The organism is Nocardioides ultimimeridianus, assembly GCF_054777895.1.
This window is the reverse complement of sequence record NZ_BAAHAB010000014.1, coordinates 20959-42814: the sequence shown is the minus strand read 5'-3', so window position 1 is coordinate 42814 and position 21856 is coordinate 20959. Positions and strand designations below refer to the sequence as shown.

22 protein-coding genes are annotated in these 21856 nt (G+C 73.3%); 14 read left to right on the top strand and 8 right to left on the bottom strand.

The annotated features are described in order from the left end of the window. Window positions 1-23 precede the first annotated feature (23 nt). Window positions 24-788, top strand: coding sequence for a VOC family protein (locus ACYU8V_RS15130; protein WP_460848517.1), 765 nt, complete (start codon window positions 24-26; stop codon window positions 786-788). Here ACYU8V_RS15130 and ACYU8V_RS15125 read toward each other — a convergent pair. Continuing rightward, window positions 785-1954, bottom strand: coding sequence for an acyl-CoA dehydrogenase family protein (locus ACYU8V_RS15125; protein ID WP_460848515.1), 1170 nt, complete (start codon window positions 1952-1954; stop codon window positions 785-787). The genes ACYU8V_RS15130 and ACYU8V_RS15125 overlap by 4 nt on opposite strands. Window positions 1955-2014: 60 nt before the next feature. Between ACYU8V_RS15125 and ACYU8V_RS15120 the strand changes: the two genes are divergently transcribed. Together ACYU8V_RS15120 and arfB are read left to right on the top strand one after the other, a co-directional pair. Then, window positions 2015-2428: a CoA-binding protein gene (locus ACYU8V_RS15120; protein WP_460848514.1), complete on the top strand. Its 414-nt coding sequence runs from the start codon at window positions 2015-2017 to the stop codon at window positions 2426-2428. Continuing rightward, a complete protein-coding gene (gene arfB / locus ACYU8V_RS15115) occupies window positions 2412-2849 on the top strand; it encodes an alternative ribosome rescue aminoacyl-tRNA hydrolase ArfB (protein ID WP_460848512.1) in 438 nt (145 codons plus the stop codon). Before ACYU8V_RS15120 ends, arfB begins: the two co-directional genes overlap by 17 nt. Window positions 2850-2853: 4 nt before the next feature. Here arfB and purE read toward each other — a convergent pair whose 3' ends face one another. Beyond that, window positions 2854-3366: a 5-(carboxyamino)imidazole ribonucleotide mutase gene (purE, locus tag ACYU8V_RS15110; RefSeq protein WP_460848511.1), complete on the bottom strand. Its 513-nt coding sequence runs from the start codon at window positions 3364-3366 to the stop codon at window positions 2854-2856. A 91-nt stretch (window positions 3367-3457) separates the two neighbouring features. Between purE and ACYU8V_RS15105 the strand changes: the two genes are divergently transcribed. From ACYU8V_RS15105 to ACYU8V_RS15085, 5 genes are read left to right on the top strand one after another with little or no spacing between them, the layout of a single operon-like run. Continuing rightward, a complete protein-coding gene (locus ACYU8V_RS15105) occupies window positions 3458-4081 on the top strand; it encodes a M15 family metallopeptidase (RefSeq protein ID WP_460848510.1) in 624 nt (207 codons plus the stop codon). Then, a complete protein-coding gene (alr, locus tag ACYU8V_RS15100; RefSeq protein WP_460848508.1) occupies window positions 4078-5202 on the top strand; it encodes an alanine racemase in 1125 nt (374 codons plus the stop codon). Before ACYU8V_RS15105 ends, alr begins: the two co-directional genes overlap by 4 nt. Then, on the top strand, window positions 5199-6134 hold the full coding sequence (locus tag ACYU8V_RS15095) for a D-alanine--D-alanine ligase family protein (RefSeq protein ID WP_460848507.1): 936 nt from the start codon (window positions 5199-5201) through the stop codon (window positions 6132-6134). The genes alr and ACYU8V_RS15095 overlap by 4 nt, the downstream gene beginning before the upstream one ends. Beyond that, window positions 6134-7333: a sensor histidine kinase gene (locus tag ACYU8V_RS15090; protein ID WP_460848504.1), complete on the top strand. Its 1200-nt coding sequence runs from the start codon at window positions 6134-6136 to the stop codon at window positions 7331-7333. Before ACYU8V_RS15095 ends, ACYU8V_RS15090 begins: the two co-directional genes overlap by 1 nt. Continuing rightward, window positions 7330-7983, top strand: coding sequence for a response regulator (locus tag ACYU8V_RS15085; RefSeq protein WP_460848547.1), 654 nt, complete (start codon window positions 7330-7332; stop codon window positions 7981-7983). The genes ACYU8V_RS15090 and ACYU8V_RS15085 overlap by 4 nt, the downstream gene beginning before the upstream one ends. Window positions 7984-8613: 630 nt before the next feature. On the opposite strand, the gene ACYU8V_RS15080 is transcribed toward ACYU8V_RS15085, so the two are convergent. From ACYU8V_RS15080 to ACYU8V_RS15060, 5 genes are all read right to left on the bottom strand, one after another. Then, window positions 8614-9771 carry a 5-(carboxyamino)imidazole ribonucleotide synthase gene (locus ACYU8V_RS15080; RefSeq protein ID WP_460848503.1) on the bottom strand — a complete coding sequence of 386 codons (1158 nt, stop codon included), beginning with the start codon at window positions 9769-9771 and terminating at the stop codon, window positions 8614-8616. A gap of 25 nt (window positions 9772-9796) precedes the next feature. Beyond that, window positions 9797-10114, bottom strand: a complete 318-nt coding sequence (locus ACYU8V_RS15075) for a winged helix-turn-helix domain-containing protein (RefSeq protein ID WP_460848500.1) — start codon at window positions 10112-10114, stop codon at window positions 9797-9799. 133 nt (window positions 10115-10247) lie between these two features. Further along, a complete protein-coding gene (locus ACYU8V_RS15070; RefSeq protein ID WP_460848499.1) occupies window positions 10248-11225 on the bottom strand; it encodes an adenylate/guanylate cyclase domain-containing protein in 978 nt (325 codons plus the stop codon). Next, window positions 11222-11734 (bottom strand): PH domain-containing protein, encoded by a 513-nt coding sequence (locus ACYU8V_RS15065; RefSeq protein WP_460848496.1) that lies wholly within the window; start codon window positions 11732-11734, stop codon window positions 11222-11224. Before ACYU8V_RS15065 ends, ACYU8V_RS15070 begins: the two co-directional genes overlap by 4 nt. A gap of 25 nt (window positions 11735-11759) precedes the next feature. Continuing rightward, complete coding sequence (locus ACYU8V_RS15060) at window positions 11760-12596, bottom strand: biotin--[acetyl-CoA-carboxylase] ligase (RefSeq protein ID WP_460848495.1); 837 nt, start codon at window positions 12594-12596, stop codon at window positions 11760-11762. Between the two features lie 30 nt (window positions 12597-12626). On the opposite strand from ACYU8V_RS15060, the gene ACYU8V_RS15055 reads away from it, so the two are divergent. The 3 genes from ACYU8V_RS15055 to ACYU8V_RS15045 are packed head-to-tail and all read left to right on the top strand — an operon-like array spanning window position 12627 to window position 16104. Further along, window positions 12627-14234 (top strand): acyl-CoA carboxylase subunit beta, encoded by a 1608-nt coding sequence (locus ACYU8V_RS15055; protein WP_460848493.1) that lies wholly within the window; start codon window positions 12627-12629, stop codon window positions 14232-14234. Continuing rightward, window positions 14234-14485 carry an acyl-CoA carboxylase subunit epsilon gene (locus ACYU8V_RS15050; RefSeq protein WP_460848492.1) on the top strand — a complete coding sequence of 84 codons (252 nt, stop codon included), beginning with the start codon at window positions 14234-14236 and terminating at the stop codon, window positions 14483-14485. Before ACYU8V_RS15055 ends, ACYU8V_RS15050 begins: the two co-directional genes overlap by 1 nt. A 5-nt stretch (window positions 14486-14490) precedes the next feature. Next, a complete protein-coding gene (locus ACYU8V_RS15045) occupies window positions 14491-16104 on the top strand; it encodes a DUF2079 domain-containing protein (protein ID WP_460848491.1) in 1614 nt (537 codons plus the stop codon). A gap of 6 nt (window positions 16105-16110) precedes the next feature. On the opposite strand, the gene ACYU8V_RS15040 is transcribed toward ACYU8V_RS15045, so the two are convergent. Then, entirely contained in the window at window positions 16111-17115 is a 1005-nt protein-coding gene (locus tag ACYU8V_RS15040; protein ID WP_460848490.1) for a hypothetical protein, read from the bottom strand. Window positions 17116-17226: 111 nt separating this feature from the next. Here ACYU8V_RS15040 and ACYU8V_RS15035 point away from each other — a divergent pair, with 111 nt between their 5' ends. From ACYU8V_RS15035 to ACYU8V_RS15025, 3 genes are read left to right on the top strand one after another with little or no spacing between them, the layout of a single operon-like run. Next, window positions 17227-19059 (top strand): fibronectin type III domain-containing protein, encoded by a 1833-nt coding sequence (locus ACYU8V_RS15035; RefSeq protein ID WP_460848488.1) that lies wholly within the window; start codon window positions 17227-17229, stop codon window positions 19057-19059. 10 nt (window positions 19060-19069) lie between these two features. Next, window positions 19070-20740 (top strand): DUF885 domain-containing protein, encoded by a 1671-nt coding sequence (locus ACYU8V_RS15030; protein ID WP_460848487.1) that lies wholly within the window; start codon window positions 19070-19072, stop codon window positions 20738-20740. A 7-nt stretch (window positions 20741-20747) separates the two neighbouring features. After that, window positions 20748-21833, top strand: a complete 1086-nt coding sequence (locus tag ACYU8V_RS15025; protein ID WP_460848486.1) for a DNA glycosylase AlkZ-like family protein — start codon at window positions 20748-20750, stop codon at window positions 21831-21833. Window positions 21834-21856 lie beyond the last annotated feature (23 nt).

Below are 21856 nucleotides of genomic sequence, written 5' to 3'. Positions count from 1 at the left end.
TCCCCGACTCCTAGGCTCACGTCATGACCGCTGCTTCCGTCGACCTCGACCACACCTCCTTCGCCGTCCCCGACGCCCTGGCCGTGGCGCGGCGACTGCGAGCCTCGCTGGGCGCGGTCCCCGTCATCGGCGAGACCCTGCCGGAGTTCCGCTACCTGTCCCTGTACGCCGGCACGGCCGAGGCGGGGGCCCACATCGAGCTGCTGGAGCCGAACGGACCGGGCTTCCTGACCCGCTTCCTCGACACCCGGGGCGCGGGCCCGCACCACATCACGTTCACCGTGCCGGACCTGGCCGCCTCCGTCGCCCGGGTGCGCGAGCTCGGCCTGACCGTGGTCGGCGAGAGCTACGAGCACGCACCCTGGCGGGAGGCGTTCATCGCGCCGGAGCGCACGCACGCCACGGTGATCCAGCTCGCCCAGACCGACCGCCCCGCTCCCCCGCTGGCCGCGCTGCTCACCACCCGGGAGCGTCGGCCGGAGGACTTCCCGATCACCGCCAAGGCGCTCGACCTCGACTGGTGGACGCCGGTGTGGGACACCGAGTCGGAGGCGTCGGGCGCGCTGGGGGCGACGTACGTCGGCACGAGCGACCCGGACCTCTCACACCGGCTGTTCGCGGAGGTGCTCGGCGCGACCGCGACCGCCGAGGGCGACGCCGTGCGCTTCACCTGGCCGGGCGGCGCGCTCATCGTCGACCCCACCCGGGCGCCGGGCGTGCACGGGATGCAGCTGACCGGCGGGCCGGCCGGCGGGATCGCGATCGGGCCCGCCCTGCTGGGTCTCTAGATCTGGCTCTGGATGCCGGCGAGGAGCTGGCGGGCCATCACGATCCGCTGGACCTGGTTGGTGCCCTCGTAGATCTGGGTGATCTTCGCGTCGCGCATCATCCGCTCCACCGGGTAGTCCCGCGTGTAGCCGTAGCCACCCAGCGCCTGCACCGCGTTCGTGGTGACCTCCATCGCCACATCGGAGGCGAAGCACTTCGCTGCCGCACCGAAGAACGTCAGATCGCCATCACCGCGCTGGGAGCGGCCGGCGGCGGCGTACGTCAGCTGACGGGCGGCCTCGACCTTCATCCCCATGTCGGCGAGCAGGAACTGCAGGCCCTGGAACTCCGCGACCGGCTTGCCGAACTGCCGGCGCTCCTGAACATAGCCCAGCGCGTAGTCCAGCGCGCCCTGCGCGACACCGACGGCCTGGGCGGCGATCGTGATCCGGGTGTGGTCCAGGGTCCTCATCGCGTACTCGAAGCCCTTGCCCTCCTCGCCGATGATCCGGTCACCGGGGATCCGGACGTTGTCCAGATAGACCTCGCGCGTCGGGGAGCCCTGGATGCCGAGCTTCTTCTCCTTGGCACCGAACGTGACGCCCTCATCGGACTTCTCCACCACGAACGCGCTGATCCCCCGCGAGCGCTTCTCGGGGTCGGTCATCGCCAGCACCGTGTAGAACTCCGAGACCCCGGCGTTGCTGATCCACCGCTTCACGCCGTTGAGCACCCACCCGTCGCCGTCACGGACCGCGCGGGTCTTCTGGTTGGCCGCATCGGAGCCGGCATCAGGCTCGGACAGGCAGTAGGAGAACCCGCCCTCACCCCGGGCGAGCGCGCCGAGGTACTTCTTCTTCAGCTCCTCCGAGCCGCCGATCTGGACCGGCAGCGAGCCCAGCTTGTTCACCGCGGGGATGAGCGATGCGGAGACGTCGGCGCGGGCGATCTCCTCGATCACGATCACCGTCGCCAGCGCGTCCGCGCCCACCCCGCCGTACTCCTCGGGCACGTGGGGGGCGTGGAAGTCGGTCTCCAGCAGGGCGTCGTGCGCCTCCTGCGGATAGCGCGCCTCCTCGTCCACGGCCGCGGCGAAGGGCGCGATCTTGGCGTCGCAGATCTCGCGGATCGCCTTGCGGATCTCCTGCTGCTCCTCGGAGAGCCCGTACATCGGGAAGTCGCTCATGGGAACAAATCCTAGGACGTCCGACATTCTTGGAACATGGCGCCCTGGACCAATCAAGACGTGATCGATCTGTTGCTGGACCACAGCGAGGTGTGGGCGGTCGTCGGCCTGGGCGGCGACCCGTACCGGACCGCCTACTCCATCGCCCAGGAGCTGCAGCAGCACGGCAAGCGGGTCATCCCCATCCACCCCTCCGCCGACGGGCACAAGAAGGTGCTCGGCGAGCTCGTCCACCCGACCCTCGCCGACGCGGCGGCAGCCGTCGGGCGGATCGACGTCGTCGATGTCTTCCGGCGCTCCTCCGAGGCCGGGCAGTACGCCGACCAGGCGGTCGCCGTCGGGGCCGGAGGCGTCTGGTTCCAGATGGGCGTGGTCGACGAGGCGGCGTACGAGCGGACGGTGGCGGCCGGCGTACCGATGGTGATGGACGTGTGCCCCAGCCGGGAGTGGTTCCAGCGTGCCCGGCGAGCTTGACCTCAGGATCGACGCGGGCCCGGGTGCTCCGGACGGCCTGATCGTGCCCGCGGCCGAGCTGGTGGAGCGGTTCAGCCGCTCCTCGGGCCCGGGCGGTCAGTCGGTCAACACCGCCGACAGCCGGGTCCAGCTCGAGCTGTCGGTCGAGACGTCGGGCGCGTTCAGCGATGCCCAGCGCCGACGGGTGCTGGACCGGCTCGGGCCGGTCGTCGCGGTGACGGCCTCCGAGCACCGCTCCCAGCACCGCAACCGGGTGGCCGCGCGGGAGCGGCTCGCCACCCTGATCCGGGACGCGCTGGCGCCCCTACCGCCCACCCGTCGCCCCACCAGGCCCGGGCGGGGCGCGAAGGAGCGCCGGCTGCAGGCCAAGCGGGAGCGGTCGGAGACGAAGTCGCTGCGCGGACAGGTCCGCGACGACTGATCGCTCAGAAGCCCGCGCGACGGCCGGTCTGCGCGCCCCGCACGGCCTCGCCCTTGCGCTGCGCGGTCGCCTTCAGGTCGGCCTGGAACGCCGTCATCCGCTCCTGCAGCGCCGGGTCGGTGGCGGCCAGGATGCGCACGGCGAGCAGCCCGGCGTTGCGGGCCGCACCGATGGCGACGGTCGCGACGGGGACACCCGCGGGCATCTGCACGATGGAGAGCAGCGAGTCCATGCCGTCGAGGTGCTTGAGCGGGACGGGTACGCCGATGACGGGCAGCGGCGTGACCGACGCGAGCATGCCCGGCAGGTGGGCGGCGCCGCCGGCCCCCGCGATGATGACCTGGAGGCCGCGGCCGGCCGCCTGCTGGCCGTAGGCGAGCATCTCCTCGGGCATCCGGTGCGCGGAGACCACGTCGGCCTCGTGCTCGATGCCGAACTCGGCCAGCGCCTCCGCGGCCAGCTGCATCACCGGCCAGTCGGAGTCGGAGCCCATCACGATGCCCACGCGCGCAGTCATGCCCGAAGGCTATCGAGTTCATCCGATGGTGCCGCCGATCGGCACCTCCGACCGACGCCGCGGGCCCGTCCGCGGACCTAGCGTTCCGGTCATGACATCCCTCGTCCTGCTGGCCGATCCACGGGTCCACGCGATCCCGGTCGTGGAGAGCGGCGAGCCGCTCGTGGCGCTGGCGGAGTCGGTCGCGGCGCCCGGGGTGCTGGTCCGGGCCGGCCTCGCCGAGCGCCTGCACGCCGCCGCGGCCGCGCTGCCCCGCACGGTCCGGCTGCACGTCGTCGAGGGCCACCGGTCGCCGGCCGACCAGCGCCGGATCATCGACGACTACGGGGCCCAGGTCCGGGCGGCCCGCCCGCACAGCACGGCGGCCGAGCTGGAGGTCCTGGTCAGCCGCTTCGTCGCCCCGCTCGCGGTGGCGCCGCACGTGGCCGGGGCGGCGGTCGACCTGACGCTGACCGACCCGTCCGGCGTACCCCTCGACCTGGGGACGCCGATCGACGCGACGCCGGAGGAGAGCGACGGGCGCTGCTACACCGCCGCCGCGGACATCTCGCCGACCGCCCGCGCGCACCGCGACCTGCTGGCCGCGGCGCTGTCCGGCGCCGGCCTGGTGAACTACCCGACGGAGTGGTGGCACTGGAGCTTCGGGGACCGGTACTGGGCGCTGGCCACCGGCGCGCGGGTCGCGCCGTACGGGCCGATCGGGGGCGACCGATGAGCACGCTGGCCGAGCCCGTCCTCGACGTACGCCGCCGGGGTGCCGCGCTGAGCGTCGACCTGGCCGCGATCGCCGACAACACCCAGGTCCTCGCGGCCCGCTCGGGCGGCGCGCTGATGGCCGTGGTGAAGGCGGACGGCTTCGGGCACGGCGCCACCGCCGTCGCCCGCACGGCGCTGCGCAACGGCGCGTCCTGGGTGGGCGTGACGAGCGTCGCCGAGGCGCTCGCGCTGCGCCTGGACGGCATCGCGGCGCCGATCCTGAGCTGGCTCAACCCGGTCGACGCCGACCTGGCGAGCGCGATCGTCCACGACGTCGACCTGGCGGCACCGGGCCTGGACCACCTCGTCGCGATCGAACGGGCGGCCGTCCGGATCGGCAAGCAGGCGCGGGTGCATCTGCACCTCGACGTGGGGATGGCCCGCGACGGCGCCGACCCGCTGGCCTGGTCGCGGCTGTGCGCGGCCGCGCGGCGGGCCGAGCGGTCCGGCGCGGTCCGCGTCGTGGGGCTGATGGGCCACCTGGCCTGCGCCGACCGCCCCGGGGACCCTGCCAACGCGCTCGCGCGGGACCGGTTCCTGCGCGGCCTCGCGATCGCCCGGCGGCACGGGCTCCGGCCGCCGCTGCGGCACCTCGCCGCGACGGCGGCGACGCTGACCGACCCGCTCAGCCACCACACGCTGTGCCGCGTGGGCGCGGGTCTGGTGGGCATCGACCCCACCGGCACGCGGCGGCTCCGGCCCGCCATGACCCTGACCGCGCCGGTCGTCTCCGTGCGCGACGTCGGTGCCGGCACGCCGGTGGGCTACGGCCACACCTGGGCCGCACCGCGGGCGACCCGGCTGGCGCTGCTGCCGCTCGGGTACGCCGACGGGATCCCGCGGACGGCCTCGGGCCGGGCTCAGGTGTGGCTGCGCGGACGCCGGTGCCCGGTGGTCGGGGTGGTGTCGATGGACCAGGTCGTGATCGACGTCGGCACCGCACCGGTCGGGGTCGGCGAGGTCGCGACCGTGTTCGGTCCCGGCAGCCAGGGCGAGCCGACGGCCGCCGAGTGGGCGGCGTGGGCGGGCACCATCGAGCACGAGATCGTGACCGGCATCGGATCGAGGGTCCTGCGATGAGCCTCATCCGGGTCGCCGTCATCGGCGGCGGCGACAACGCCGAGCACGAGGTGTCCCTGGCATCGGCGGCCGCCGTGCGCGCCCATCTGCCCGCCTCGACGTACGACGTGGTGCCGGTGACGCTCGCCCGCGGTGGCGGCTGGCGCGACGGGGAGGGTCGTGCTCTCGACACGGCTGCCGCCCTCTCACTGTTGGGCACCTGCGACGTCGTCTTCCCGGCCGTGCACGGCGAGGGCGGCGAGGACGGGACCCTCGCCGCGCTGTGCCGGATCGCCGGGCTGCCCTGCGTCGGCTCCCCGGCGACCGCCGGCGCAACCGCGATGGACAAGCACCTCACGAAGCTCGTCGCCGCCGCGGCGGGCGTCGCGGTGCCCGCGGGGGCGCTGCTGACGCCGGGGGCGGCGTACGAGTGGGAGGGTCCGGTGGTCGTGAAGCCCGCGTCGGCCGGGTCCAGCCGCGGCGTCTCCCTGGTCGAGCGCGCCGACGACCTCGACCGGGCGATCAAGGAGGCGTTCGCCTACGACGACCGTGTGCTGGTCGAGGAGGTCGTGCGCGGGCGCGAGATCGACGTCGCCGTCTTCGGCAGCGGCGACGGCGGGCGCCTGGTCGCGCCGCCGCTCGAGATCGTCGGCGATGGCGTCTTCGACTACGACGCCAAGTACGGCGGCGGCGCGGACCTACGGGTGCCCGCGGTCGTGACCCGCACCGAGCGCACCGCGCTGCGCACCGCGGCGCTGCGGATGTACGACGCCCTCGGCTGCCGCGGCTTGGCCCGCATCGACTTCTTCCTCACCGGCGACGGCCCGGTCCTGCTCGAGGTCAACACCATGCCGGGCCTGACCGAGCACTCCCAGGCGCCGCGGATGTTCGCCGCCGCCGGCATGTCGTACGCCGAGCTGCTGGACCTGATGGTCCGTGATGCCCTGCGATGATGGACCCGATGATCGAGCGGCTGCGCGTCTCCCCCTGGCCCGCGGCCGTCGCCGCGGGCGTGGCGGTGCTGGTGGTCGGGTTCCTCGAGGTCGACCGTCCCGGCGCGCTCTTCCTGTACGGGCTGGGTCCCGAGCTGCTCTTCGTCGTCGTGCTGGCGGTGGCGGTGGCGTCGTACCGGATGTGCCCGAGCCTCGGGCTGGCGCTGCTGTGGCCGCTCGCGTTCCTCCAGCTCACGCGCGGGTTCCCGGTGCTGTGGACCGAGCTCGCGGTGGCGCTCATCGCCTACGGCTGCGCGCGGCACGGCACCGTCGTGACGGTGGTGCTCAGCGCCGCCTCGGTGCCGGCGATCGCGCTCACGGCCGGGCTGACGACGCTGCTGGGCTTCCAGGTGCGCTTCGCGACGAGCTCGCTGCACGACCGGATCGGCCACTTCGGCTCGGTGCGGGCGATGCTGCTGCGCACGCTCGTGATCGGCGTGGCGGTGCTGCTGGTCCCGTGGCTGATCGGGATCCTGCTGCGGGTCCTCAACCGTGAGGCGCAGACCCGCGCGGTGCAGCTGGAGACCGCACGCGAGCGCGACCAGGCCGCCGAGCTGGCCGACCTGCGGGAGGGACAGGCGCGGCTGGCACGCGACGTGCACGACGTCGTGGGCCACTCCCTCGCGGTGATCCTCGCCCAGGCCGAGTCGGCGCAGTACCTCCCCGACGACGATCCCGCCCGGCTCAAGCAGACCCTGGCCACCATCGCCGGCTCCGCCCGCAACTCGCTGCAGGACGTGCGCCACGTGCTCGGTGCCACCGACGGCCGGCCGCCCAACGGCGGGCTCGACACCCTCGTCGACGGCGTCCGCGCGAGTGGCCACGAGGTGCTCTCCACCGAGATCGGCGACCCGCGGCCGCTCCCGCCGGAGCTCGCGACCGTCGCCTACCGGGTGCTCCAGGAGATGCTGACCAACGCCATCCGCCACGGCCGCCGCGACGAGCCGGTGCGGGTCGAGCGGCACTGGCAGGACGAGCTCAGGATCGAGGTCAGCAACGTGGTGGACGCGACGAGCAGCGAGGAGGCGCCCGGCAACGGGCTGGCCGGGATGCGCCGCCGTCTCGAGGCGGTGGGCGGCAGGCTCGACGTACGACCCCGAACCGAGGACGGCGTGCCGACCTTCACGGTCACCGCGTGGCTGCCGGTGGGCGCCCGATGATCCGGGTCGTGCTGGTCGACGACCAGGACCTGTTCCGCGAGGGCGTCCGGGTCATCGTCGACGCCCAGGAGGGCATGGAGGTCGTCGGCACCGCCGCCGACGGGCTCGAGGCGATCGCGGTCGCCGACGAGACCGCGCCGGACGTCGTGCTGATGGACCTGCGGATGCCCGAGATGGACGGCGTCGAGGCGACCCGCCAGCTCCTCGCCCCCGAACGGGTGGCGCGGCGCGAGCGGCCGCTGCGGGTGGTCGTCCTGACCACCTTCGACCTCGACGACCGCGCCGCCACCGCGATCCGGTACGGCGCCAGCGGCTTCCTGCTCAAGGACACGACCCCGCTGCAGCTCGCCGAGGCGATCCGCACGGTCGCCGCCGGCAACGCGGTACTCGCCCCCTCCGACCTCGCCACCCTGCTGGACCGCTCGTTCACCGCGACCACGGCTCCCCCGCCGGCGTACCTCGCGCTGACCGAGAAGGAGCGCGAGATCTTCACCGCCGTGGCCCGAGGCCTTTCCAACAGCGAGGTCGCCGCGACCGTGCACCTCAGCGAGTCGACCGTGAAGACCCACGTGGGTGCGATCCTGCGCAAGCTGGGCCTGCGGGACCGGGTGCAGATCGTGGTGTTCGCGCACGAGCACGGGGTCGTGTGACGGCTCGTCTGGTCTCGGGGCTGGTGGAGGCGGCCGCACCGTAGCTCGTCGGCCCCCGCCGTCAAGGACGCCTCCGGCGCCGCTACGCGGTCGCTGCGCGATCCTTGACTGCGGGTCCCGGACGACGAGCTGGACGGCGCGACAACGGCACGGGCTTCGCCCGCGCCGCCGCTGCGCGGCCGCCCTTGCGGGTCGCTGTCGTGTCGCTGGACCCCATGGGTCACCTGACCCATGGGGTCCAGCGCCGCGCGATGCCTTGCGCGGAGTCCTCCCGGCGCCTGGTGCCGGGAATCTTCCGACTTGTCGCCTCGACGGGCCTAAGCGCTCGAAGGGCCGCCCCGCGACGTACAAGATCGCCCACAGGTGCCCTCTTCGCGGCCCCGGCAACCCGAAACACCGTCAAGATCGCCCCCGTGGGCGATCTTGCACGCGGGCGGCCGCGCAGCGGCGGCGCGGGCGAAGCCCGTGCCGACTCGGCGCCGTTCAGCCGTGCGCCAAGGCCCCGCAGTCAAGGACGGCCGAAGGCCGCCGCGCAGCGGCGCGAACGAAGTGAGCGTCCTTGACGGCGGGAGGCGCACGGCTAAGGTGCGGCCGCCAGACCAGCCCCGAGGCCCAGACCAGCCCCGAGCCCTATTCGCTCTCGTTCCCCAGGTCCCCCCGGAACCACGACGCCGCGTGCCGGGCCCGCGCGAGCACGTCGTCCAGGTCCTCGCCGTAGGCGTTGACGTGGCCGACCTTGCGGCCGGGCCGCAGCTCCTTGCCGTACAGGTGCACCCGCAGCCGGGGGTCGCGCGCCAGGGCGTGGGGGTAGCCGTCGTACAGGCGCCCCACGGAGGGGTCGGCGGAGCCGAGGATGTTGACCATGACGGTCCAGGGCGCCCGCGGCTCGGGCGAGCCGAGGGGCAGGTCGAGGACGGCGCGCAGGTGGTTCTCGAACTGCGAGGTGACGGCGCCGTCCTGGCTCCAGTGGCCGGTGTTGTGCGGCCGCATCGCCAGCTCGTTGACCAGCAGCCGCCCGTCGACGGTTTCGAACAGCTCGACCGCCATCACGCCCGTCACGCCGAGCTCGCCGGCGATCCGCAGCGCCAGCGCCTGCGCCTCCCCCGCCAGCACCGGCGAGAGGTCGGGCGCGGGGGCGATGACCTCGTGGCAGATCCCGTCGAGCTGGGTGGTCTGCACGACGGGGTACGCCGCCGCCTGGCCGCTCGGCGAGCGCGCCACGATCGCGGACAGCTCGCGCCGGAAGTCGACCAGCTCCTCGGCCAGGATCCGCACGCCCGCGGCGGCAGCGACCTCGAAGGCCTCCCCCGCGTCGGCGGCCGAGCGGACGACCCAGACCCCCTTGCCATCGTACCCGCCACGGGTGGTCTTCAGGACGCACGGGAGGCCGAACGCCTCGACCTCGGCCACCGAGGTGACGATGGCGTTGCGCGGGCACGGCGCACCCAGCTCACCCAGCCGCTCGCGCATCAGCCCCTTGTCCTGGGCGTAGACCAGGGCGTCCGGGCCCGGCCGGCACGCGACACCCGCCGCATCGAGGGCGCGCAGGTGCTCGGTCGGCACGTGCTCGTGGTCGAAGGTGACGACGGCGCACCCGTCGGTCACGGCCTGCAGGGTGGCGAGGTCGCGGTAGTCGCCGAGGAGCTGGTCGGGGATCACCTGCGCGGCCGAGACCCCCTCGGCCTCCGCGAGCAGGCGCAGCGGTACGCCGAGCGCGACCGCCGGCTGGGCCATCATCCGGGCGAGCTGACCGCCGCCGATCACGGCGATCCGAGGAGCGAAGGACACGACACGCACCCTAGAGCCACGGGCCCTAGGCGACCGACTCCTCGTTGCCGATCTCGAAGCGCAGGCCCTGGCCACGGATGGTGGTGATCAGCCGGTACGGGTGCCGGTCGTCGCCGAGCTTGCGGCGTACCCACCCGACGTGGACGTCGATGGTCTTCGAGGAGGTCCAGAAGGTCGCCTGCCACACGTCGCGCATCAACTCGTCGCGGGAGACGATCTCGCCCGCCCGCGCCATGAGTGCGCTCAGCAGCTCGAACTCCTTGCGGGTCAGCCGGATCTCCCGGTCCCCCCGCCAGGCACGACGAGCGGCCGGGTCCAGCCGCACATCCTGCACCTCGATCACATCGCTCAAGGTAGGGACAGGAGGGCTCCCGTGCGGTCGGTTTGGCAAAACTTTGTCTTTGGAAGTGCCCTGTGACCTGCAGGAACGTGCAAGCTGTCCCCGAAATAGCGGGTCCCGAAAGCCTGCGGAGAACCTACGGCCGGCGCACCGCGACCGGCTCGACCACGCCGAATCCCCGCACCGGGCGGGGCGGGAGCCGTCGCGACTCGATCTGCTCCTCGGGGAGCAGGTCGGCGGTCTCCTGGTCGACGATGATCCGGTTGCGCCGGGCCACCTGGGTGAGCCGGCTGGCGAGGTTGACCGGCGGCCCGAACACGTCGCCGAGCCGCAGCACCACCGAGCCGGTGGCCAGACCGACCCGTACGTCGGGCATCCGCTGGTCGCGCCCGATCACGTTGATGATCCCCTCGGCGGTCTCGAAGGCGTGCAGCGGATCGTCGTTGACGAACAGCACCGCGTCCCCGATCGCCTTGATCAGCCGGCCGTGCCGGCTCGCGATCACCTCGCCGCACCGCGACTCGAAGATCTCGACGAGATCCCCGATCCGGTCCCGGCTGACCTCGTTGGACAGCGCCGTGAACCCGACGATGTCGGCGAACCCGACGGTCAGGTGGGTGGTGCCCGGCGCCTCCTCGATGGCGCGGGCGCTCTCCATCCGGCCGGTCGCCGCGACGAGGTGGCGACGCCAGGCGTAGAGGAGCAGCTCCTCGAACCGCTCGCCGTACTCCTGGGTGAGGCGTACGGCGGCGGACACGTCGCTGGGCGGGCCCTCCGCCGCGGCGTCGCGCGCGGCGTACATCTCCTCGGCCCGCTGGATCAGCGCCCCGACCTCCCAGTCGGCCAGCCGGGACATCGTCAGCCCGATGCCGCGGGCGACGTTGAGGGCGTTGTCGAAGTCGATGAGGCCGTCCTCGAAGAACGAGGCGAACAGGCGCAGCGCGGCCACGTCGGGCTCGGTGTACGCCGCCTCCTCGCCCCGGTCCGGGAAGCCGAGCGTGCGCCACAGCCGGCGCGCGCGGCCCACGGGCACGCCGGCGGCCGCGGCGGCCTGATCGGCGGTCAGCCGGGGCCCGTCGCCGAGGACCTCCTGCTCGAACCCGTTCTCCGTCACGCGTCCTCGGTCGGCTGCGCCCCGCCGCCCTGGTGCAGCTGGAAGAGCAGCTCGTTGAGCCGGCGCTGCACCGTCTCCACCTGCGGGATGTCGTTGAGCCGGGTGGTGCCGTTCGTCGAGGCATCGGAGACCAGCAGGCTGCCGCACCCGAAGGGGCGGTCCATCAGGTTGATCTCGATCTCGATGTCGCTGACCCGCGACAGCGGGATGTCGTGCCCGCGGCGGGTGATGATCCCCTGCCGGGTGATGATCCGGCGGTCGGTGAAGCCGTAGACAGTGGCGAACCAGTCCAGGAACGGGCGCAGGAAGAACCACACGGCGCCGACCGCCACGAGGATCCACACCGCCCAGCGCAGCCAGGCGTGCTGGTCGGCGATCACCTGCACCGCCACCCCGAGCGCAAGCAGGACGATCAGCGCGAGGATCGGCCCGATCAGCCTCTTGACGTGCTGACGGCAGCTGAGGACGAGGTGCTCGCCGGGGTTGAGCAGCTTGCTGGAGATGGCCACGCGGTCATCATTCCATCCGCGGCCCTCAGGCGGGCCGAACGTGGATGACGTCGCCGGCCCCGACCGGGGTCGCGCCGTCGGCGGTGTCGACGACCAGGCGGCCGTGCTCGTCGATGTCGGTGGCCCGGCCCTCCAGGGCGCCGCCGCCCGGCAGCTCGGCGCGGACCTGCTGGCCGACCGTCGCGCAGTTGGCGAGGTACGACGCCCGCAGCCGCTCGTGCGCGGGCTCCCCGCCTGCCTGCCAGAGGTCGAAGCCCTCCCGGATCGCGGTGACCGCGCCGATGAGGACGTCGGACCGGTCCGGGGTCGGTACGGCGTCGACCAGCGCGAGGCTGGTCGCCGTCTCGACGGGCAGCTCCTCAGCGGTCGTCGAGACGTTGATGCCGACGCCGATGACCGCTGCGGGGCCCTGCGGGGTGTCGATGCGCTCGACGAGGATCCCGGCCACCTTGCGCGGCGCGTCGCCGTTCTCGCCGGTGAGCAGGATGTCGTTGGGCCACTTCACCGCCGCGTCGTACCCGTGGGCGATGAGGGACTTGGCCACGGTGTGCCCGACCAGCAGCGGGATCCACGGCCAGCGCCCGTCGGGGACGGTCGGGCGCACCAACAGCGAGAACGTCACGCCGGCGCCCGCGGGCGTCTCCCAGCTGCGGTCCAGGCGCCCGCGACCGGCCACCTGGTGGTCGACGACGACCACCAGCCCGTCGGGCGCGCCGGCCTTCGCGCGCTCGGTGGCGACCTGATTGCTGGACCCCGACTCGGCCAGCAGCTCGAGGCTGAGGTCGGGGTAGGTGGCGACCGCCTCACCGAGAGCGGTCGCGTCGAAGGGTGGGCGCGGAGTCGAACCGAGAGTCACGGGCACTAATCTTCCCTACGGAACCAAGGAGGCCAAGTGACCGCCCAGCCCGAGATCAAGCCCGAGATCGACCTTCACACCACCGCCGGCAAGCTGGCGGACCTCGAGCGTCGTACCGACGAGGCCGTGCACGCACCCGCCGCCAAGGCGCAGGAGAAGCAGCACGCCAAGGGACGCAAGACCGCTCGCGAGCGCATCGAGATGCTCTTCGACGAGGGATCGTTCGTCGAGCTCGACGAGTTCGCCCGGCACCGCTCGACCGCCTTCGGCCTGGAGAAGACCCGTCCCTACGGCGACGGCGTCATCACCGGCTACGGCACCGTCGACGGCCGCCAGGTCTGCGTGTTCTCCCAGGACTTCACCGTCTTCGGCGGCTCGCTGGGAGAGGTCTACGGCGAGAAGATCGTCAAGGTGATGGACCTCGCCATCAAGACCGGCTCCCCGATCGTCGGCATCAACGAGGGTGCCGGCGCCCGGATCCAGGAGGGCGTCGTCTCCCTGGGCCTGTACGGCGAGATCTTCCGCCGCAACGTCCGCGCCTCGGGCGTCATCCCGCAGATCAGCCTGATCATGGGCAACTGCGCGGGCGGCCACGTCTACTCCCCCGCGGTCACCGACTTCACGATCATGGTCGACGGCACCTCGGGCATGTTCATCACCGGCCCCGACGTCATCAAGACCGTCACCGGCGAGGACGTCACGATGGAGGAGCTCGGCGGCGCCCGGGCCCACAACACCAAGTCCGGCTGCTCGCACTACATGGCCTCCGACGAGGAGGACGCGATCGAGTACACCAAGGCGCTGCTCAGCTACCTGCCGAGCAACAACCTCGACGAGGCTCCGGCGTACGACGAGATCGCCTCGCTCGAGGCCAGCGACGAGGACCTGGCCCTCGACACGATCATCCCGGACTCCCCGAACCAGCCCTACGACATGCACGACGTGTTCACCACCGTGCTCGACGACGGCGAGTTCACCGAGGTCCACCCGCTGTTCGCCCCGAACATCATCTGCGGCTTCGGCCGGGTCGAGGGCCGCTCGGTCGGCATCGTCGCCAACCAGCCGATGCAGTTCGCCGGCTGCCTGGACATCGACGCCTCCGAGAAGGCCGCGCGCTTCGTGCGGACCTGCGACGCGTTCAACATCCCGGTGCTCACCTTCGTCGACGTCCCGGGCTTCCTCCCCGGCACCGACCAGGAGTGGGACGGCATCATCCGCCGCGGCGCGAAGCTGATCTACGCCTACGCCGAGGCCACCGTCCCGATGGTCACCGTCATCACCCGCAAGGCCTACGGCGGCGCGTACGACGTCATGGGCTCCAAGCACCTCGGCGCCGACATCAACCTGTCCTGGCCCACCGGCCAGATCGCGGTGATGGGTGCCCAGGGCGCGGCCAACATCGTGCACCGCAAGACGCTCGCGGCCGTCCAGGCCGAGGGTGGCGACGTCGAGGCGCGTCGGGCCGAGCTGATCGACGAGTACGAGACCACGCTGGCCAACCCCTACATCGCGGCCGAGCGCGGCTACATCGACGCGGTCATCCGCCCGCACGAGACCCGCGCCGAGATCGTGAAGGCGCTGCGGCTGCTCAAGACCAAGCGCGACAGCCTGCCGCCCAAGAAGCACGGGAACATCCCGCTCTGATGGCCGGCCAGGACGACGTGGAGAGCGTGGAGACGCCGCAGGCTCCGGCGCTGCGGATCGTCACGCCCGACACCACGCCGGAGGAGATCGCCGCGATCGTGGCGGTCTTCTCCGCGCTGGGCGGCGGCGAGCCGGCGCCCGAGCCGACGCGCTCGCTGTGGGCCTCGCCGGAGCGCACCATGCGCACCGCGCCGGGGCGCTCCCTCGCAGCCGGCCGGGGCGCCTGGCGCGCCAGCGGCCTGCCGCGCTGAGACCGATGAGTGTCGCGGAGGTCCAGACCCCGCGCCCGCGCCGGACCCCGGCCCGGATCCTGAGCTCGGGGTGGTCGCGCCGTACCGCCGCGACGATGCTGCTCTGCTTCGTCGTGTGCGCCGGGCGGAGCCTGCAGGTGTGGTCGCAGCTGCACCTCGGCGGGTTCGACGTGGGCATCTTCGACCAGGGCATCCGCGACTACGCCCACTTCCATCTCCCGGTCTCGGAGATGAAGAACGTCCACCACAACTTCCCGCCGGACTACTCGCTGCTCGGCGACCACTTCTCCCCGATCCTGGCGCTGCTCGCGCCGCTGTACTGGATCTGGAGCGACCCGCGGGTGCTGCTGCTCGCGCAGGCGGCGCTGTTCGCCACCGGTGTCCCGCTGGTCCGGCGCATCGCCCGGCGCAGCTTCGCCGACCTGCACGTCGCGGTCCCCACCGAGCGGCTGGTCGACCTCACCGGACTGGTCTACGCCACCGGCTGGCCGCTGATGTCGGCCGCGGGGGCGGGGTTCCACGAGGTCGCCTTCGCCGTACCGCTCACGCTGCTGCTGCTCGACGCGGCCGCCACCCGGCGCTACCGGCTCGCCGGCCTGGCCGCCGTGCTGCTGTGCCTGTGCAAGGAGGACCTGGGCCTGATCGTCGGCGTCTTCGGGCTGGTGCTGCTGCTGCGCGCCTGGCGCGCCGGCGATCGCGCGGGCAAGGTCACCGGGGCGGCGATGCTCGTGCTGGGCCCGGTCGTCTCGATGATCCAGATCGAGGTGCTGCTGCCGGCGATGGGCGGGGTCCGCGGCTACTACTGGGACTACGACCGACTCGGGGCCGACCCCGTCGGCGTGCTGACCAACGTCGCCACGCACCCGTGGATCCTGGTCACCGCCGCGACCGACCAGGGCGTGAAGCTGCAGCTGATCGGCTGGATCGTCGCCTCCCTCGCGCTGCTGCCGCTCGGGTCGCTGACCTCGCTGTGCTGGCTGCCGCTGCTCGCCGAGCGGCTCTACTCCAGCAACCCCAACCACTGGACCGTCACCAACCAGTACGACGCCTTCATCTGGCCGTTCCTGCTGGTCGCCGCCATCGAGACGTTCGCCCGGCTCGCGCCGTCGCTCACCCGCCGGCGCCTGTACGCCGTCGGCGCGCTCACCCTCACCACGGCCCTGCTGACCTCCGCGGCGCTGGGCCTGGTCGGGTGGATGCTGCCCGCCGACGAGCGGCCGAGCCCGATGGCGCAGGCACTCATCGACGCCGCCCGGGAGATCCCCGCGGGCGCGAGCGTCGAGGCCACCAACAACGTCGCGCCGCGGCTGCTCGAGGACCACTCGGTCGTCATCGCCGACGAGACGCCGCGCTGCATGGACTACGTGCTGCTGCCCTCCGAGCCGATCCTCACCTTCGGCTTCCTCACCCCGCAGGGCCCGGTCCAGCGGGCGCGGATGCTGGAGCGGCACGGCTACGCCGTGGTCAGCGACGAGGGCGGCGCGATCCTGCTGCGCAAGACCCCCGCGGCTGACGTGCCCGGCTGCCGCATGCCGGGCCCGGGCAGCACCCCGGTCCGCGAGGAGGTCCCGCCGGGCCAGAGGCTGCCGCTGTTCTCCGGGGCCTTCACCGGCGGCTGAGCCGGGTCAGAGGCGCATGCACAGCGGCGCGACGTTCGACTGGGCGGACCAGGCGACGACCGGCGGGCGGGCGTACAGCGGCCGGCAGCTGCTCCGGGTGAGCGCGTGCCGTCCACCGGCCTCCGCGATCCCGTTGCCCACGCACCAGTCGGAGGAGACGAACGCCTGAGGGTCCGCGCTGGTCGGCCGCTCGCCGCGCCCGACGAAGTGCAGGACCAGCGCGGAGTCGCCGTGCATCGTGCCGAGGCAGTCACGCGGCCGGTCCGGTCCCCCGCCCAGCGGCGCGGCGCGGATCGCGCGCACGACGGCGCGCGCCCGCGCGCCCCGGATCGAGGTCGCGGCGGCCATCCGCGGAGCTCCGGACCCGGTCCGGTCGTACTGGCACACCGAGATGGAGCCGACGTCCGCGGCGGCCGGGAGCGCGCGGCCGCTCGGGAGCTGCCCGCGGGCGAGCTGTGGCGGCGCGACGCTGGCGCAGCCGAGACGGTCGACCGCGACCCGGTGCGCCGAGGCGAGGACGCGCGCACCGAGGTCCGCCTGCCCGCTGCGGGTCAGCACCGAGATCGACAGCACGCCGACCCGCGCGCGCTGCAGCGTCCAGCCGCCGTAGGTCCACGTGCCGGCGGGGGCGCCCGGCACCCGGTCGGCGCGGCGCAGCGCGACGTGCGGCTGCCAGAGCCTCAGCGCCAGCTTGCCGAACTCCACCGGCAGGTCGGCGGGGACGGATCGCAGGCACAGCACCAGGTCGTCCGCGGCATCGAACTGCCCGATCTCGACGTACGGCGCGGTCGTCTCGGCTCCGCCGTGCACGCAGGCCTCGTTGGGCGGCAGCGCGCCGATCCGCCAGGCCTTCGGGACCGCCACCTCGACGCCGTACGACGACACCCACCGCATCACCGTCGGCGTGCTGATCCTCGCAGGCGTCACGCTCGGAGCCGCCTCGGGCGTCGGAGCGCTCCCGCACCCGCCCAGCAGCACCAGCGTCGCGATCGACCCGACAGCTCTGCGCATACCCACATGAGAACAGACGGACTCCGTCCCCGGGTCGGTTCCACCCGAGACCTTCGTCCCGAGCAACGCACCCCCGCTCAGCCGGTGACCGTCCGCGCCGATCGGACAGCCATGAGTCGCCGTGTCGCGGCGGCGGTCGTGGCCGTCGCCGCCCTGCTGAGCGGGCCGGGTGTGCCGGCCGCCGGCCCGGCCCACGCCACAGGACGCCCGATCACCGAGTTCGACCCGGTTCCGGACACCCCGGCCCCGGTCAGCCTGGCCGAGCCGGTCGCCACGACCGTGGCCGACACGTTCGCGCTGCACAGCGACCCGGGGGCGCCGTACACGATCTATCTCGACTTCGTCGGGTTCAAGGTGGCGGGGACGCTGTGGAACACGCTGACCAGCATCCTGATGCCGGCGGTCACGGTCCCGCCGTGGGACCCGGACAACAACGGCGCGGGCTTCTCGGCCGACGAGCTGTCGCGGGTGCAGGAGATCTGGGAGCGGATCGCGGCCGACTACGCGCCGTTCGCCGTCGACGTGACGACCGAGGACCCGGGCTCCGCGGCGCTGATCAGGTCGAGCAGCACCGACCACCAGTACGGCGTACGGGCGCTCTTCCTCGGCAACGACGCCGCCAGCTCCACCGTGTACGCCGACGTGTGCAACAGCACCTGCGGCGGCATCGCGTTCCAGCCCAGCTTCGGCTCGGCCGATCTCACCCCGGCGCTGATCTTCGCCCGCTCGCTCGGCCCCAACGACCCCAAGTACATCGCCGACGCCGCCAGTCACGAGCTCGGCCACACCCTGGGACTGAGCCACGACGGGCTCTACCCCAGCGGCACGGCCGGGCACCAGGAGTACTACCCGGGGCGCGCCGGGTGGGGGCCGCTGATGGGCGACCCGTACTCCATGCCGATGAGCCAGTGGTCCAACGGCAGCTACGCCAACGCCTCCAACACCGAGGACGACGTCGCCATCCTGCGGGGCACGCTGGGGCTGCGCCCGGACGAGTCCGGCGACGGACCGTCGGCGGCGGTGCCGCTCGGCGCCGGGATCGGCTCCATCACCAGCCGCACCGACGCCGACACCTACGCGCTCGGGCAGTGCTCGGGCACGGTGCAGGTCACCGCCGCCCCCACCGCCGTCGGCACCGACCTCGACCTCGACCTGCGCCTCCTCGACGCATCGGGTGACGTGGTCGCGGAGAGCGACCCGGGGCTGCAGGTGGTCTCCTACGACACCGCGAACGGGCTGGGAGCCTCGGTCAGCGCCGACCTCCCGGCCGGCAGCTACTACGTCCGCGTCGACGGCGGCGGTGCGAGCTCGAACAACCCCTACGACGACTACGGGAGCCTCGGCGCCTACCAGGTGTCGTTCGCGGGCGGGTGCGCACCCAGCGTCGACGCCGGCACGCCCGGCGCCCCGCAGTCCGTGGTCGCCACCGCCGCCGCCGACCGCGCCGCCGTCACGGTGCGCTGGGAGCCGCCGGCCGATGCCGCCGGCGTGACCGGCTACCGCGTCCAGCTCGGCGGCTCCACCGTCTCCGTCGACGCCGCCACCCGCTCGCACACCTTCGCCGGCCTGGCCCTCGACACCGGCTACGTGGTCACGGTCGCGGCGGTCAACGGGGCCGGGGTCGGCGTACCGTCCGGCGCCGCGGCGCACACGGTGGCGTCGGTCGCGTCCGCGCCCGGTCACGTCCGCGACCTCGGCGCACGCTGGCACGCGGGCGGGCGGTACCTGCGGGTGCACTGGCTCGCTCCGGCGTACGACGGCGGGACGGTGGTCACCGGCTACCGGATCGCCGTGGACGGTCGCGCGATCGGGACCGTCGGTGCGGGTCGCCGTGCCGTGACCGTGCGGAACCTGCACCGCGGGCGGCACGTGGTGACCGTCCGCGCGGTCAACGCCGTCGGCAGGTCAGCGGCCGTCCGGAGGGCTGTCCGCGTGCGGGGTTAGTGTCGGGGCCATGACGCGCCCCGTGGACTCTCGGACCGACCGCTTCGTGGAGGAGTACGCCGCCCACGACCCCATCACCGCGACCTTCGCGGGCATCCCGGGCCATGACGGCGAGCTGCCCGACCTCTCCCCCGACGGCTTCGACGCCGGCGAGGAGCTGCAGCGCCGCGCGCTGGCCGAGGTGGCGGAGCTGACGCCGAGCGACGCGCGCGAGCAGGTCGCCAAGGACGCCTTCCTGGAGCGGGTCGGGCTCGGCGTCGCCCGCGCCGAGGCGGGCGTCGAGCGGAGCGAGGTGTCGGTCATCAGCAGCGCCGCGCACGCGATCCGCGAGGTGTTCGACGTGATGGCGACCGACACCGACGACGACTGGCGCGCGATCGGTGACCGGCTCGCCGCCGTGCCCGCCGCCCTCGCGGGCTACCGGGAGACCCTCGCCCGCGAGGCCGACGCCGGCCGCGTCTCCGCGCGGCGGCAGTACGTCGAGGTGGCGGCCCAGGTCAGGGGCTGGACCGGGCAGACCGGCAAGGCCGGCGACTACTTCGCGAAGGCGGTCGCCGAGGCGCCCGACGGGCTGCGCGCGTCGCTGGAGAAGGCCGCCGCGTCGGCGTCGTCGGCGTACGCCGAGTTCGGGCGGTTCGTCGAGACCTCGCTGGTGCCGCGGGGCCGCGAGCGCGACGGCGTCGGCCGCGAGCACTACGCGCTGGCGTCGCGCTACTTCCTGGGTGCGGAGATCGACCTGGAGGAGACCTATGCGTGGGGCTGGCAGGAGCTGAAGCGGATCGAGGACGACATGGCCGCCACGGCCGGCCGGATCGTCCCGGGCGGCTCGGTGGACGATGCGGTCGCCGCGCTCGACGCGGATCCCGCACGCGACCTCGGCAGCCGGGAGGCGTTCCAGAAGTGGATGCAGGGCCGCGCCGACGAGATCATCGCGAGCTTCGACGCCGTCCACTTCGACATCGCCGACCCGATCAAGCGGATCGAGTGCCGGGTGGCGCCGACCAACGACGGCGGCGCCTGGTACACGCCGCCCACCGAGGACTTCTCGCGCCCGGGCACCATGTGGTTCTCCTTCACCGACGACCACAGGATCTACTCGACCTGGCGGGAGACCACCACGGTCTTCCACGAGGGCGTGCCGGGCCACCACCTGCAGTGCGCGCAGGCCGTCCACCGCGCCGACCTGCTCAACCGGTGGCAGCGGCTGCTGTGCTGGGTGAGCGGTCACGGCGAGGGCTGGGCGCTGTACTCGGAGCGGCTGATGGACGAGCTCGGCTACTTCGCCGACGCCGGCGACCGGCTCGGCTTCCTGGACATGCAGGGATTCCGGGCCGCCCGGGTCATCGTCGACATCGGCGTGCACCTGGGGCTGACGATCCCCGAGGACAACCCGTTCGGGTGGCGGCCCGGCGAGGTCTGGGACGCCGACCGGGTGCTGGAGTTCATGCGCGCCCACTCGCGGATGGACGACGGCTCGCTGCGGTTCGAGGTCAACCGGTACCTCGGCTGGCCGGGCCAGGCGCCGTCGTACAAGGTCGGCGAGCGGATCTGGCTGGAGGCCCGCGCCGACGCCCAGGCCCGGCACGGCGACGCCTTCGACCTCAAGGCCTTCCACACCGCCGCGCTCGACCTCGGCTCGCTCGGGCTCGACCCGCTGAAGGCGGCCCTGGCCCGCCTGTGAGGTCGCGGTGATCGAGCTCAGCGCGGAGCAGGCCCGGCGGATCGCGGTCCGGGCCCAGCTGCTGGACGCCTACCGGCCGCTCTCGCTGGTCGAGATCGTCGACCAGCTCACCCTGGTCCAGATCGACCCGACCACCGCGATCGTGCGCAGCGCGGACCTGGTGGCGTGGTCACGGCTGGGGGCGGCGTACGACCCCTCGGACCTGGTGTTCGCGCTCGAGACCGAGCGCTCGCTGACCGAGCACGTGACGTTCATCCGGACGATGGACGACATCGGCATCCACCTCGCCGTGGCCGACGAGTGGATCCACCGCAACACGACGAGCTGGATCGAGGCGAACCCGCGCTACCGGGAGCGGCTGCTCGCGCAGCTGCGTGCCGAGGGCCCGACGGCCGCGACGGACCTGCCGAGCGACCCCGAGGTGCCCTACGCGTCGACCGGGTGGAACGACGACAAGAACGCCAACCGGATGCTCGAGGTGCTGTGCCTGCGCGGCGAGGTCGCGGTCGCCGGCCGGCGGGGCCGGAGCCGGCTGTGGGACCTGGCCGAGCGGGTCTACCCCGCGGACCTGTTCCGGCCACCTCCTGAGGAGGCGCGGCGGCTGCGCGACGAGCGCCGGCTGGCCTCCCTCGGCATCGCCCGCGCCAAGCCGCAGCGCTCCCCCGGCGAGCCGTCGCCCGTCGGTCCCTTGGGCGTCGAGGCGACCGTCGCGGGGGTCGAGGGCAGCTGGCGGGTGGACCCCGACGCGCTGGCGGCCCTGGACGAGCCGTTCGAGGGTCGATGCGCGTTCCTGTCGCCCTTCGACCGCCTGGTCTACGACCGCGATCGGGCTGTCGACCTCTTCGGCTTCGAGTACGTCCTGGAGATGTACAAGCCCGCCGCCCAGCGTCGCTGGGGCTACTTCGCCCTCCCGATCCTGCACGGCGACCGGCTGGTCGGGAAGCTCGACGCCAAGGCGGACCGGAAGGCGGGCGTGCTGCGGGTCAACGCGATCCACGAGGACCACCCCTGGGATCCCGTCATCGGTGACGCCGTGGATGCGGAGATCCAGTCGCTGGCGGGGTGGCTCGGGCTGGAGGTGGGGCGGGGGTGAGGGGCGCGTCGTTGGTTGAGTAG